Consider the following 13,404-nt stretch of genomic DNA (forward strand, 5'->3'; position numbering starts at 1 on the left):
TGACGGAAGAGCGGAAAGTCCGCTGCCGCTCTCCCTCACCGCCGCTCGTTCATCCCGCTCTGGCAATGCCCAGGAAGTCGCTGGCCTTCAGGCTGGCGCCGCCGACGAGCGCGCCGTTGACGTGGTCGACGGCGAGAAGCTCGGCCGCGTTGTCGGGCTTCACCGAGCCGCCGTAGAGGATCCGCATCGCCGCGCCGTCCTCACCGAATCGATCCTGCAGGACCCTGCGAATCGCTGCATGAACCTTGGCGACGTCGTCCACGGTCGGAGTCCGGCCGGTGCCGATGGCCCAGACCGGTTCGTAAGCCACGACAAGGTTGTCGGATGTCGCGCCGTCCGGCAGGGATCCGGCGAGCTGGGTGCGAACGACCTCGAGCGTGCTGCCTGAATCGCGTTCGGCCTCCGTCTCCCCGACGCAGGCGATCGCCACGAGGCCTGCCCGCCACGCGGCCTCGACTTTCGCCTTGACCACCGCATCGGTCTCGCCGTGATCGGCACGACGCTCCGAGTGCCCGACGATGACATGGTCGGCACCGGCATCCGCCAGCATCTCGGCTGCGATATCGCCCGTATGAGCGCCCTTTTCCGCGGTATGGCAGTCCTGGCCACCGATCGAGACGCCGGTATTGCGGGCGCGGATCCCAAAGGCAGCGACCAGGGTCGCTGGCGGGCAGAGCAGCATGTCGACCGTTGCGGGCACGTCGTCGCGACCCGCGATCACGGCTTCCAGCTCCCCGATCGAGCTGGCGAGACCATTCATTTTCCAGTTGCCGGCGATAAGCGTGGACGTCACGCGAAACTCTCCTACCAAAGCATTGTGATCGGCCGCCGATCGGCCCACATCCAACCGTCAGGAAAAACCCTCGGCCGCGCAAAGTCCACACGCTTGCCGGGCGGGGTCACGCTTTCTATGATCCGCGACCTCGACGAAGCCCTTCGAACCCTCAAACGGTCATCTTATTCCAAATGCTAACGCAAATGCGGCGCGGCGCCGGCACATGGGTCGCCAAACTCTTCATCGCCCTCCTCGTCGTCAGCTTCGGCATTTGGGGAATCGCTGACATCTTCCGCGGGTTCGGCGTGAACCAGCTGGCGAAGGTGGGCGACACCGAGATCACCGCGGTGGAATTCCAGCGGGACTACGAGCGCGCGGTGCAGCGCCTGAGCCAACAGATGGGACGGCCGATCCCGGCCGACGAGGCGATCCAGTACGGACTGCCCCAGCAGATCCTGTCGTCGCTGGCCACCGACGCGCTGCTGACGGACGCCGCCAATACCTTCGGCATCAACGTCGGCGACGAACGTGTTGCCGAGCAGATCCGCTCCGAGCCCACCTTTCAGGGCGTATCCGGCCAGTTCGATCGCAGCCGGTTCCAGCGCCTCCTCGCCACGAACGGCATGACCGAAGACGCGTATATCGAGGACGAACGCAAGCGGATGGACCGGCGGCAGCTCGTCGACGGGCTGTTCGGCGGCCTTGCGGTGCCGACCCCGTACCTCGAGGCGGTGAACGAGTTCCGCAACGAGGAGCGCACGATCAGCTACTTCGCCGTGAACCGGGACGACCTCCCCGCCCTCGCCGATCCTACCGACGAGCAGCTGACGGCGTTCTACGACGCCCACAAGGCCCAGTTCGCCGCACCGGAATTTCGCGCCCTGACGCTCCTGCGGGTGGATCCCGCGACGCTGGCCGACCCGTCGACGGTGAGCGAAGAACAGGCCCGCGCCGACTATGATCGCCAGACGAACCGGTTCGGGACGCCGGAGAAGCGGGCTGTGCAGCAGATCATCTTCGATGACCAGGCGAAGGCCGAAGCGGCCGAGCAGGCGCTGCAGGCCGGCACGCCGATGGAAGAAATCGCAAGCGGCGCGGGCCGGACGATGTCCGACGTCGACCTTGGAACCGTTGCCCGCGACGCCATCATCGATCCGGCGGTCGCCGACGCAGCCTTTGCCATGTCCGAGCCCGGCGTGGCCGTCGTCGATGGCCGGTTCGGCACCGTGCTCGTCCGGGTCACCGAGATCGTTCCGGCCGACCGGCAGCCGTTCGCCGAGGTGTCCGAGCAGATCCGCCAGGAAATCGCCACCGACAACGCACAGCGCGAAGTGCTGGATCTCTACGATTCCATCGAGGACGCCTTCGCGGGCGGAGCCACGATGCAGGAGGTCTCGGACCGCTTCAAGATACCGCTTCGCGAAGTTGCCAACGTGAACCAGGCCGGCAACGCTCCGGACGGAAGCCCCGTCGACCTGCCTGCCAAGGACGATCTGCTGGCCGACGCCTTCGAGACCGAGGTCGGCGTGGACAATCCGCCGGTGCAGGTCGGGCAGAGCGACTACGTCTGGTACCGGGTTTCCGACATCACCCCTGCCCGCGACCGGCCGCTCGACGAGGTTCGCGGCCAGGTGATCGGCGCCTGGACGGCCGACCAGCTGAAGACCCAAGCAGGGGACGTCGCCAAGACGGCTGCGGAGCGCATCCGCGGCGGCGAGCCGATGGAGACGGTCGCCGAGTCGATCGGGGCGGAGGTGAAGACCTCCCAGCCCTTCCAGCGCCAGGCCACTCCCGACGGTCTTTCAGCGGCCGCTGTCTCGGCCGCGTTCGAAGGACCGCAGGGCCATGTCGCCGATGTCGTCGCCGCCGACCAGAGCCACCTGGTGCTGCAGGTGACCGCGGTGAACAAGCCCGCCTTCTTCGCCGAGGCGTCCGACAACGAACCCGCGCGACAGCGGTTGCAGCGCTCGCTGGGCGATGCGCTGGTCAGCGAATATGTGACGGCGCTCGAGCGCGAGCGCGGCGTCACGGTCAACCAGCAGATGCTGAACCAGATCGTCGGCGTGCCCGCCGGCGGCGCCGGGTCGTAGTCTGCGTTTCTGGCCACGCGTCGCCGGTCGCGGCGCGTGGCCGGAGGCGCCGATTTGCGCTAGATCCAGTCGATCTTGGCGTCCGCCCGGTCGCAGAAGGCTGCCGACGGGAGCCACGCTCGGAACACACCGGCTTGCGCGGACGAACGACGAAGGGAAGAGCGGTCGATGTCCGACTTGAAGGGCCTGATCAACAAGGTGGCCCAGGGTGACCCGCTGGACCGCGCCGAAGCGCGGCGGGCCTTCGACATCATGATGTCGGGCGAGGCGACGCCGTCGCAGATGGGTGGGCTGCTGCTGGGGCTGCGGGTGCGCGGCGAGACGATCGACGAGATCGCCGGCGCGGTCGAGACCATGCGCGAGAAGATGCTCCGCGTGGTCGCGCCGGAGGGCGCGATCGACATCGTCGGCACCGGCGGCGACGCCAAGGGCAGCTACAACGTCTCCACCTGCAGCGCCTTCGTGGTCGCCGGCGCGGGCATTCCCGTCGCCAAGCACGGCAACCGGGCGCTGTCGTCCAAGTCCGGCGCCGCGGACGTTCTGGCGGCTCTCGGCATCAACATCGAGCTCGGTCCGGACGCAATCGGCCGCTGCGTGCGCGATGCCGGCCTGGGCTTCATGTTCGCTCCCGCCCATCACGCCGCCATGAAGCACGTCGGCTCGACGCGCGTGGAGCTGGGCACCCGCACGATCTTCAACATCCTGGGACCGCTTTCCAATCCGGCCGGCGTGAAACGCCAGCTCGTCGGCGTGTTCGACGGACGCTGGGTGGAGCCCATCGCCCACGCGCTCAGGGAGCTCGGATCGGAGAAGGTCTGGGTTGTTCACGGCGCCGACGGCCTCGACGAGGTGACCGTCACCACGGAGACCCGGGTCGCGGCGGTGGAGGACGGCGCGGTCCGCACGTTCACCGTCACGCCCGAGGACGCGGGGCTTCCGCGCTGGCCGCTCGACCAGCTCATCGGGAGCGATGCTCACAAAAACGCCACAGCCCTGCGCGACGTGCTTGAGGGGAAGCCCGGCGCGTACCGCGATATCGTTCTGATGAACGCGGCCGCCGCCTTCATCGTCGCCGACCGGGTCGACACGCTCCGCGAAGGAGCGGCGCTCGCGGCAGAGACCATCGACAGTGGCCGCGCGCTGGACGTTCTCGGCAGGCTGGTGACGTCATCGAACGAGTGACCCATGACCGACATTCTGACCCAAATCGAAGCGTACAAGCGCCAGGAGATCGAAGCTGCGAAAGAGGTGCGTCCTCTGTCCGCGCTCGAGGACCTGGCGCGGGACGCCCCCGCCCCCCGCGGCTTTCGGGCCGCCCTTGAAGCCACCGTCCAGTCCGGCCGGCCGGGGCTGATCGCCGAAATCAAGAAGGCGAGCCCCTCGAAGGGCCTGATCCGCGAGGACTTCGATCCGGCCGCGCTGGCGGCCGCCTATCAAGCCGGCGGCGCGACCTGCCTGTCCGTGCTCACCGACGAGCCGTCCTTCCAGGGCGCGCCGGAGTTCCTGCGCGACGCCCGCGCCGCCTGCGCGCTGCCGGTGTTGCGCAAGGACTTCATGTTCGACATCTACCAGGTGTTCGAGGCGCGCGCCTGGGGCGCCGACGCGATCCTGGTGATCATGGCCGCCGTCGAAGACGACACCGCCCTGCGGCTGGTCGAGACGGCCCACAACCTCGGCATGGACGCGCTGATCGAGATCCACGACGCCGACGAGCTGGCGCGCGCGGCCGAGATCCCGGCTGCCCTCGTCGGCATCAACAACCGCAACCTGCGGACCTTCGAGACGGCGCTGGAAACCACCGAGACGTTGGCGCCGCACGTGCCGGGCAACCGGATGATCGTCGCCGAATCCGGCATTTCCACCCCCGGCGACATCGCGCGGCTGACCGCCGTCGGCGTCGACGCCTTCCTGGTCGGCGAGAGCCTGATGCGCCAGGACGACGTGGAGTCCGCCACCCGCACCCTGCTCGACGGCGCCACCGTCGGCGTACGGCTGGCGGCCGAGTAGATCGGGCCCGATGGCAGGCGACACCCTCACCCATCTGGACGAGACCGGTGCCGCCCGCATGGTCGACGTGTCGGAGAAGTCCGCCACGCGCCGCGAGGCCACGGCAACCGGCAGCGTCACCATGCGCGCCGAAACGCTGGCGCTGATCCGCGCCGGCAACCTGAAGAAGGGAGACGTGCTCGCCACCGCGCGCATCGCCGGCATCATGGCAGCCAAGCGCACCCACGAGCTGATCCCGCTCTGCCATCCGCTGCCGGTCACTTCCGTCAAGGTCGACATCGAGGCCGATCCGGCGCTGCCCGGTCTGCGGGTGACCGCCACCGTGGGCGTCGACGGCAAGACCGGCGTGGAGATGGAAGCCCTCACCGCGGCGAGCGTCGCCTGCCTGACGATCTACGACATGGCGAAGGCGGTGGAGCGCGAGATGGTGATCGGCGACATCCGCCTGCTGGCGAAATCCGGCGGCCGCTCGGGCGACTACCGCGCGGGGCCGGCCACGTGAGCCTCCTCCCCGTCCAGGAGGCGCGGGCGCGCGTGCTTGCCGGCAGCGTCCGGCTCGGCGTCGTCCACGTCCCGCTCGCCGACGCCGTCGGCCGGGTGCTTGCCGAAGATATTTCCGCCACCCGGCAGCAGCCGCCGTTCGCCGCTTCCGCCATGGACGGCTATGCCGTGCGCGCCGTCGACGCGGCCGAGGCGGGCGCAACCTTGCATCTGGTGGGCGCGTCGGTTGCCGGCCGCCGTTATGCCGGCACCCTGGCGCTCGGCGAGACCGTGCGCATCTTCACCGGGGCGCCGGTGCCGGACGGCGCCGACACCGTCCTCATCCAGGAAAACACCGAGACGGTGGACCCGCAGACGGTCCGGGTGACAGTGCCGGCCCAGCCCGGTCGCCACATCCGCCGCGCAGGGCTTGATTTCGAGACCGGCGCCGCGCTGCTTGCCGGCGGGACCCGCCTAGACGTGCGCCACGTCGCACTGGCTGCCGCCATGAACCATGCCACACTGCCGGTCGGCCGGGCGCCGAAGGTCGGCCTGATCGCCACCGGCGACGAACTCGTGGCGCCGGGAGAGGCACCCGGCCCGGATCAGATCGTCGCCTCCAACACGCCGGCGCTGGCCGCCCTGATCACGGCAGCCGGCGGCGAGCCGATCGATCTCGGCATCGTCCGCGACAACGACGCGGCGACCGTTGCCGCGCTTGCCGACGGCCGGGATCGCGGCGTCGACATTCTCGTCACGCTGGGCGGCGCCTCCGTCGGCGACCACGACCTGGTGCGCAAGGCATTCTCCGACGTCGGCATGGAGCTCGGGTTCTGGCGGATCGCCATGCGCCCCGGCAAGCCGCTGATCTTCGGCCACCTCGGCGGCATCCGGGTCCTCGGCCTGCCCGGCAATCCGGTGTCGAGCCTGGTCTGTGCCATGCTGTTCCTGATCCCGCTGGTGCGCGCCCTGCAGGGCGACGCGGCACCGGGCCCCGCCTACGCGGCGGCGCGGCTGACCCACCGCATGCCCGCCAACGACGGCCGCGAAGACTACGTGCGCGCCCGCCTCACCGAGCGCGACGACGGCCTGCCGGAGGCCGATCCCTTTTCGCTTCAGGATTCCTCGATGCTGTCGACGCTCGCGGCTTCCGGCGCCCTGATCGTCCGTCCACCCAACGCACCGGCGGCAGAAGCCGGCAGCCTCTGCCGCATCCTGCGGCTCTGAGGCTCCGCGCGCTGGCCGGAGCGACCAGGACGGCTTGCGGCGGTGCGATCCGCCGACAGCGAGCCGTTCCGCCTTTTGTGGAAGGCACACCCACCCGATGATCGGACGATTGTCCGCGCCGGGCGGCCGACCATTCCCTTTCCGCTTTCCCCCACCGCTCGAATCGCACAGATTGCGCCTCCCGTCCCGGCCACGATCCGGCCGCGACCTGTTCCCGCTCTGGGCCTGCAGGACGCAAACCGAACATTAACCGTTGCGGAACACATATGGAACGTGTAGCGTTCGTTCCTGATTTGTACCGCACACGCGATGCATCGCTGACCCGAGGGGTGGGGCCGAATTCATGCTGACCCGCAAGCAACATGAACTTCTGATGTTCATCCACGAGCGGCTGAAGGAAAGCGGCGTTCCACCCTCTTTCGACGAGATGAAGGATGCGCTCGACCTCCGGTCGAAGTCCGGCATTCACCGCCTGATCACCGCGCTGGAAGAGCGCGGCTTCATCCGCCGCCTGCCGAACCGGGCGCGGGCTCTGGAAGTGATCCGCCTGCCGGAATCGTCGAACCCCTCGCTTGGCGCCAACCGCTCCCGCGGCTTTTCGCCGGAGGTAATAGAAGGGTCCCGGGGCAAGGCGCCGCCTGCTCCGGCTCCGGCCGACCACGGCGGATCGGGCGGCTACAGCGTGCCGGTCATGGGCCGGATCGCGGCTGGTGTCCCGATTGCGGCGATCCAGCAGGAAAGCCATCAGATCACGGTTCCGGCCGACCTGATCGGCGGTGGCGAGCATTTCGCCCTCGAGGTCCACGGCGATTCGATGATCGAGGCAGGCATCCTCGACGGCGACACGGTGCTGATCAAGCGCTCGGACGCGGCCGACAACGGCGACATCGTGGTCGCTCTCGTCGACGACGAAGAAGCCACTTTGAAGCGGCTGCGCCGCAAGGGGGCATCGATCGCCCTGGAAGCCGCCAACCCGGCCTACGAGACCCGCATCTTCGGTCCCGACCGCATCCGCATCCAGGGCAAGCTGGTGGCGTTGTTCCGGAAGTACTGAGATCCGCCGATGGCCGCGCGTAGCCGACGGCAGCCTTGGCGGAGATGACGGCTCGTCAGCGCCGAACCACCGGGGTCGCAGTCCAGGGACGCGCGGTCCGCGGCCGGGCATGCTGCAGCCGATAGTACGGCGGATCGTCCTGCCAGGTGAGCGCGAGCGCGCCCGCCTGACGCAGGAGGTTGCGGTCGACGATCAGACGCGGGCCCGAGCAGCCCGGCGGGGCGTCGTGGCGGGTAATCAGGATCTCCGCGCGGACGCAATCCTCGACGAAGGCGGCCGGATCCTCGGCGAAGGCCGCGACCGGTGGCGGCCTTGCTTTGCGGACACTCACCGCAACGCTGACGATCCCGTCGGTGGCGTTTGTGGCAGGCCTGTTTGCCGCTGCGCCGGCTTCCCTGCCACGCCTGAGCCCGATCGGTGCCGGGAGCGTCAGCGTGCAGCCGAGATCGTCGCAGCGCACCGCATCCCGCACCGCCGGGTCCAGTGGATCTCTGGTGTCCCCATCCGCCCTAAGCCACATGGCCGCGGCGAACGCCCCGCCTTGCGCCGTTGCGATCCTCAGGCGCCCGTCGGTTCCCCGCACCGCAACGGCGCGGCCGTCGTCGGAAATGAGCAGGTCAGGGCTCGAGCCCAGCGGGGCTATCGCAAGGCCGGCAGCGATCGGGACCACGCCGAGGAGCCGCCAGCCGGCCTGCCAGAGCGCCAGCCAGAGCAGCCCGCCTGTCATTGCGAGAACGGCTGCGGCCGGCATGCGGCCCACGCCGCCGGTCTGGCCGCTGAGACCAGCCACCCACTCCGCAATCCCCACCACCGCGTCGAGGCCCAGGCCCATGATCGGGAGCACCAGCGGGTCGAGCCCGAGCGGCATCAGCGCCACCGAGACGACCCCGAACGGCATGACGATCAGGCTGACGAACGGCATCGCCAACAGGTTGCCCAGAAGGCCAAGCGGCGCCAGCCGGTGGAAATGCAGCGCCCCGATCGGAGCGGTGACCAGCCCTGCGACAAAGGACGTGAGTGCCAGGCCGCCCATCCAGAGCGCCGCGGTGCGCAGGACGCGTCGTCCATGGCCCGCGTTGCGATCCCCGCCGCCGGAGCGCTCGCGCGTCGCCTGCCACTCGTAGGCGGCGACGAGCGCGATGACCGCGGCGAATGACATCTGGAAGCCAGGACTGAGGACGGCGGCCGGATCGAGGATCATGACGACAAGTGCAGCGACCGCAACGGAGCGAAGGGTCAGCGCCGGCCGGTCGACGAGGACGGCCAGAAGGGCCACGGCCGCCATCACGAATGCGCGGATGGTGGCGACGGCACCGCCCGAAAGGATCAGGTAGACCAGCCCCGCCATGAGGGCTGCGACGGCCGCCCACTTCTTGATCGGCCGCCTGAGCGCGAGGCCGGGGATGGCCGCGAGCACGAAGCGCACGGTGCCGAAGATCGTCCCGGCCACCAGCGCCATGTGCAGACCGGAGATCGCCAGGATGTGGCCAAGGCCGGAGAGCCGAATGGCATCCTGGGTCTCTTCCGGAATCCCGCCGCGGTCGCCCACCAGAAGCGTCGCGGCGATCTCCCCGTTCTCGCCGGGAAGTGCCGCGCGCAGCCGTGTGCCGATCCCGTCGCGGACCCGAGCGACCATGGCGCGCAGGCGGATGTCCGCCGGCGCCGGTCCGAGATCGGCCGCCTTCGGCATCCCGTACGAGAAGCCGGTGGCGCCAATGCCCTCGAAGAACAGGCTGCGGGCCCCATCGTAGCCTCCGGGCTCGACCGGGCCACGCGGCGGCGCCAGCCGGGCAAGCACGGCGATGCCGTCTCCGACCCTGGGAGCCGGCCCCTTTCCCCGCGCGGTGAAGCGGACGCGCGCGGGGGTCCGGGGCCGGCCGAGGCCCTTCAGGTGATGAACCCGCACGATGTAGCGGACGGCACCGTCCGGGCGCGGTTCGCGCGCTTCGACCCACCCGTCGAGCTCCACGGTGCGTTCGCCTCTGATGACCGGTGCCGCCACCCGCGCGGTCTGGGCCGATGCCAGCGCCAGCCCGGCCAGCATCGCGGTCACCAGAACGAGCGCCGGAAACGCGGTCGGAGCGCTGCGCGCCCGGGCCGCGGCGCAAGCGGCGGCAAGGCCGAGGGCTGCGAGCGTCGGCCAATGAGGCTCGCGCGGCAGCGCGAAATACACCGAAACGCCGAGCGCGAAGGCCACCGGGATCCACAGGAAACCCCGTCCCCGGTCCAGGTCGCTGCGCAGGCAGTCTGCCAGCCAATTGGAGAAGCGGCCGGCGGCGACGCGCAGACGGACCGGCAGCGGCGCCCCAGGCACCGGCAGACCGACCCGTCTCGCCACGGCGCCGCGACTGCGCGCGCCCACAGCACCCGGCTGCAACGCCACCTGAACCCTCCCAACGCTTGGGTGCGGTCGCGCGGCCGTGCTACACGACCCACGCTTGAGCACGTCGCGCGCTCGCTCTCTGGTAGAATGCGCGAAAACTGAAAAACCGAAAGAGGTAAGAATGTCGGCGCCCGTTGTTACGCGCTTCGCCCCCTCCCCGACCGGCTTCCTGCACATCGGGGGCGCCCGCACCGCGCTCTTCAACTGGCTCTATGCCCGCCACACCGGCGGCAAGATGCTGCTGCGCATCGAGGACACCGACAAGGAACGCTCCACCGAGCCGGCGATCGCCGCGATCCTGGACGGTCTCGCCTGGCTCGGCATCGACTGGGACGACGAACCGATCTTCCAGTCGGCCCGTGCCGAGCGCCACGCCGAGATCGCCCATGCGCTGCTCGAGCGCGGCCACGCCTATCGCTGCTTCGCCACCGCCGAGGAACTCGCCGAGATGCGCGAGACGGCACGCGCCGAAGGCCGCCCGCCGCGCTACGACGGACGCTGGCGCGACCGCGACCCGTCCGAGGCGCCGGCGGGCGCGCCCTTCGTCGTGCGCATCAAGGCGCCCCAGGACGGCGAGACGGTCATCCAGGATGAGGTGCAGGGGCGCGTCGCCTTCCCCAACAAGGACCTCGACGATCTGGTCATCCTGCGCTCCGACGGATCGCCCACCTACATGCTGGCCGTCGTCGTCGACGACCACGACATGGGCGTCACCCACGTCATCCGCGGCGACGACCACCTGACCAACGCCGGCCGACAGACGCTGATCTACAAGGCGATGGGCTGGGACGTGCCGACCTGGGCGCACATTCCGCTGATCCACGGGCCCGACGGCGCCAAGCTGTCGAAGCGTCACGGGGCGTTGGGCGTCGAGGCGTACAGAGCGATGGGCTACCTGCCGTCGGCGCTGCGCAACTATCTCGTCCGCCTCGGCTGGAGCCACGGCGACACGGAGATCTTCTCCACCGAGGAGATGGTCGAATGGTTCGACCTCGCGCAGATCGGCCGGTCTGCCGCGCGCTTCGACTTCGCCAAGCTGGAGAGCATCAACGGCCACTATCTGCGCAGCACCGACGACGCGGAGCTGATGGCGGCGATCGATGCCCTGCTGCCGCACATCGAGGGCGGCGCCGACATCCAGGCCGTCCTGACCGCGGACGTACGCGCCCGGCTGATGCACGCGCTCGGCGGCCTGAAGGAGCGCGCCAAGACGCTGGTCGACCTTCTGGAATCGGCTGCCTATGTCTGGGCGACACGGCCGCTCGACCTCGACGAGAAGGCGGCCAAGATCCTCGACGCCGACGCCCGCGGACATCTGGGCGCCCTCGCCGAGACCTTCGCCGCGCTGCCGGACTGGACGGCTGCGGAGACTGAGGCCGCTGTCCGCGCCTACGCGGAGCAGCACGACCTGAAGCTCGGCAAGGTCGCCCAGCCGCTGCGCTGCGCGCTGACCGGCAAGACGACCTCGCCGCCCGTCTTCGACGTGCTGGAGACGCTGGGCCGCGACGAAAGCCTCGCCCGCATCCGCGAACAGGCGGCCGGCTAGCGCCTTTTCCGGTCAGTCCAAGCGGTCCGACCCGGAGAGGCTGAAGCTTGGATGCGCGTGCGGTCGGCCCACGCCCACGCCCCATGCTGCTTGACGTCCCTTGCGCCGCGCTCCCCGCATTTCGGGGGGCGTGCGCGGGCCCGCGCCGGCAGTGCGCCGGCCCGCCGGCAAGCACACCGATGCGCGGCGGAGCATCACCTTGCAATTCTTCCAAGTAAAATCTGCAGAAGCCTATGAAACACTGCGGTAATTTTTCCATCGAAATAACATTGATTCCGTGGCAGTAGCTTTGCGCGCCCAACCCCGCGCAGAAGCACGCGAGTTCGTCAGTATAGTCTGGAATTCCTCCAGATCATCGCATCAGCAGTTCTTGTCGACGGCGACGACGCACGCGAATCTGCGCGGCTGCCCTGCCGGCAGCGCCACGCCACCGCCGCCATCGACGCCACAGGATCCGAACCATGACCGACATGACACCGCTCACCGCCCGCACCAGCGTGCCGCTCGCCGATCCAGCGGGCATGATGGACCGGCTCTGCGACCATATGAGCGAGCACCTCGAGGTCGCCCGATCCGGATCGTCGGCGATCTTCACCTCCTATTACGGCACGACCGAAGTCCGGGCCGGGGCGGCGCATCTCGCCTTCGATATCGCCAGCCCGTATGAAGAACGGCTCTTCGTCCTGAAGTCGGTCATTTCCGAGCACCTGCACGGATTTGCCGAGGGCGAAACGCTGGACTTCAGCTGGGAGGGCCACGGCGGCGACAGCACCACGATCCCCTATTTCCGGGAGATGACCGTGGTGCGCAGCGAGCCGGTCTCGCCTCGCATGCAACGCGTCATCCTGACCGGCGACGCCGCCTACTACGACGCCGACAACTTCCACATCCGCGTGCTGGTGCCGCCGAAGGGACGGCCGCCGGTCTGGCCGACGGCGGCCATCGACGGGCGCACCATCTGGCCGAAGGGTGAGGACGAACTGCTGGCGCGCGTCTATACGATCCGCCGCGTCGACCTCGCCCGCCGCGAAGTCGCTATCGACGTGGTTGTCCACGAGGGCGCACCGGGATCGGACTGGGCCATGACGGCCGAACCGGGTTCCATCGTGGGAATCCTCGGGCCGGGCGGTGGCGGCCTTCCCAGCGCCGCCGACCTGAACATCCTGGCCGGCGACGAAACCGCGCTGCCCGCCATCGCCCGGATGCTGGAGGGGCTGCCGGCCACCGCCCGCGCCATTGTCCGGATCGAGATCGCCGACATGGAGGAGGTGCAGCAGCTCACCTCTCCCGCCGATCTGGACATCGCGTGGCTGCCGCGCAACGGCGCACCGGCGGGCACGACGGACCTTCTGGAAACTGCCATCCGCGAGATCGACTGGGCCTCCGCTCCGGCGCGCACCCATGTCTGGTGCGCCTGCGAGCAGACGGCGGCACGCAAGGTCCGCCGTTTCCTCGACAAGGAGCGCAGCTTTGCCAAGACCGACCGCACCGCCGTCGCGTACTGGCGACTGGGCGCGGCCAACGCCGACACCAGCGACTGAGCCACACCGGCCACCGATCCCATCGCCTCCTACGGGAAGCTTCGGCTCGAGGCGGTTTATCCGCAGGTTGCCGTCCCGGCGCATTCACGGCGCTGGTGGGGCCTGTGACATGGTCATGCTGCGCGACGGGCGCGCCCTCGCGGCCGGTCCCACAACCGACGACCACCATGGAAACCGTGCGTCTCGTGTTCGACTACAACGCCGCCGTCTTCCCGCGCGATGGCGCAAGGCACACGGCCGCAACCGCGGCGGGACGGTGGCGCGCTCCACGTTGGCGCAAGTCACTGGCGGGCAACCGAGA

At 69.5% G+C, this 13,404-nt stretch carries 10 protein-coding genes; 8 read left to right on the plus strand and 2 right to left on the minus strand.

Translation table 11 applies throughout. The annotated features are described in order from the left end of the window. Positions 1–49: 49 nt before the first annotated feature. On the minus strand, positions 50–793 hold the full coding sequence (gene tpiA / locus ACSSVZ_RS22190) for a triose-phosphate isomerase (protein ID WP_453973001.1): 744 nt from the start codon (positions 791–793) through the stop codon (positions 50–52). Between the two features lie 173 nt (positions 794–966). On the opposite strand from tpiA, the gene ACSSVZ_RS22195 reads away from it, so the two are divergent. The 6 genes from ACSSVZ_RS22195 to lexA all read left to right on the plus strand — a co-directional run bounded on the left by ACSSVZ_RS22195 (position 967) and on the right by lexA (position 7,633). After that, entirely contained in the window at positions 967–2,865 is a 1,899-nt protein-coding gene (locus ACSSVZ_RS22195; RefSeq protein ID WP_453972959.1) for a SurA N-terminal domain-containing protein, read from the plus strand. A gap of 168 nt (positions 2,866–3,033) precedes the next feature. Next, positions 3,034–4,047 carry an anthranilate phosphoribosyltransferase gene (gene trpD, locus ACSSVZ_RS22200; protein WP_453972960.1) on the plus strand — a complete coding sequence of 338 codons (1,014 nt, stop codon included), beginning with the start codon at positions 3,034–3,036 and terminating at the stop codon, positions 4,045–4,047. Positions 4,048–4,050: 3 nt separating this feature from the next. After that, entirely contained in the window at positions 4,051–4,872 is an 822-nt protein-coding gene (gene trpC, locus ACSSVZ_RS22205; RefSeq protein ID WP_453972961.1) for an indole-3-glycerol phosphate synthase TrpC, read from the plus strand. Between the two features lie 10 nt (positions 4,873–4,882). Continuing rightward, positions 4,883–5,374: a cyclic pyranopterin monophosphate synthase MoaC gene (moaC, locus tag ACSSVZ_RS22210; RefSeq protein ID WP_453972962.1), complete on the plus strand. Its 492-nt coding sequence runs from the start codon at positions 4,883–4,885 to the stop codon at positions 5,372–5,374. Next, positions 5,371–6,579, plus strand: a complete 1,209-nt coding sequence (locus ACSSVZ_RS22215) for a molybdopterin molybdotransferase MoeA (RefSeq protein ID WP_453972963.1) — start codon at positions 5,371–5,373, stop codon at positions 6,577–6,579. Before moaC ends, ACSSVZ_RS22215 begins: the two co-directional genes overlap by 4 nt. 343 nt (positions 6,580–6,922) lie before the next feature. Continuing rightward, positions 6,923–7,633, plus strand: coding sequence for a transcriptional repressor LexA (gene lexA, locus ACSSVZ_RS22220; RefSeq protein ID WP_453972964.1), 711 nt, complete (start codon positions 6,923–6,925; stop codon positions 7,631–7,633). Between the two features lie 55 nt (positions 7,634–7,688). Here lexA and ACSSVZ_RS22225 read toward each other — a convergent pair whose 3' ends face one another. After that, positions 7,689–10,016 carry a ComEC/Rec2 family competence protein gene (locus ACSSVZ_RS22225; protein ID WP_453972965.1) on the minus strand — a complete coding sequence of 776 codons (2,328 nt, stop codon included), beginning with the start codon at positions 10,014–10,016 and terminating at the stop codon, positions 7,689–7,691. A gap of 121 nt (positions 10,017–10,137) precedes the next feature. Here ACSSVZ_RS22225 and gltX point away from each other — a divergent pair, with 121 nt between their 5' ends. Both gltX and ACSSVZ_RS22235 read left to right on the plus strand, forming a co-directional pair. Beyond that, complete coding sequence (gene gltX / locus ACSSVZ_RS22230; protein ID WP_453972966.1) at positions 10,138–11,562, plus strand: glutamate--tRNA ligase; 1,425 nt, start codon at positions 10,138–10,140, stop codon at positions 11,560–11,562. Between the two features lie 461 nt (positions 11,563–12,023). Next, entirely contained in the window at positions 12,024–13,103 is a 1,080-nt protein-coding gene (locus ACSSVZ_RS22235; RefSeq protein ID WP_453972967.1) for a DUF2218 domain-containing protein, read from the plus strand. The last annotated feature ends 301 nt before the right edge of the window (positions 13,104–13,404 follow it).

The organism is Amorphus sp. MBR-141 (assembly GCF_053628695.1).

Coding starts and splice junctions, on each gene's coding strand:
- gltX (WP_453972966.1), top strand. CDS start 10,138: ATGTCGGCGCCCGTTGTTACGCGCTTCGCCCCCTCCCCGACCGGCTTC.
- lexA (WP_453972964.1), top strand. CDS start 6,923: ATGCTGACCCGCAAGCAACATGAACTTCTGATGTTCATCCACGAGCGG.
- ACSSVZ_RS22195 (WP_453972959.1), top strand. CDS start 967: ATGCTAACGCAAATGCGGCGCGGCGCCGGCACATGGGTCGCCAAACTC.
- trpC (WP_453972961.1), top strand. CDS start 4,051: ATGACCGACATTCTGACCCAAATCGAAGCGTACAAGCGCCAGGAGATC.
- moaC (WP_453972962.1), top strand. CDS start 4,883: ATGGCAGGCGACACCCTCACCCATCTGGACGAGACCGGTGCCGCCCGC.
- trpD (WP_453972960.1), top strand. CDS start 3,034: ATGTCCGACTTGAAGGGCCTGATCAACAAGGTGGCCCAGGGTGACCCG.
- ACSSVZ_RS22235 (WP_453972967.1), top strand. CDS start 12,024: ATGACCGACATGACACCGCTCACCGCCCGCACCAGCGTGCCGCTCGCC.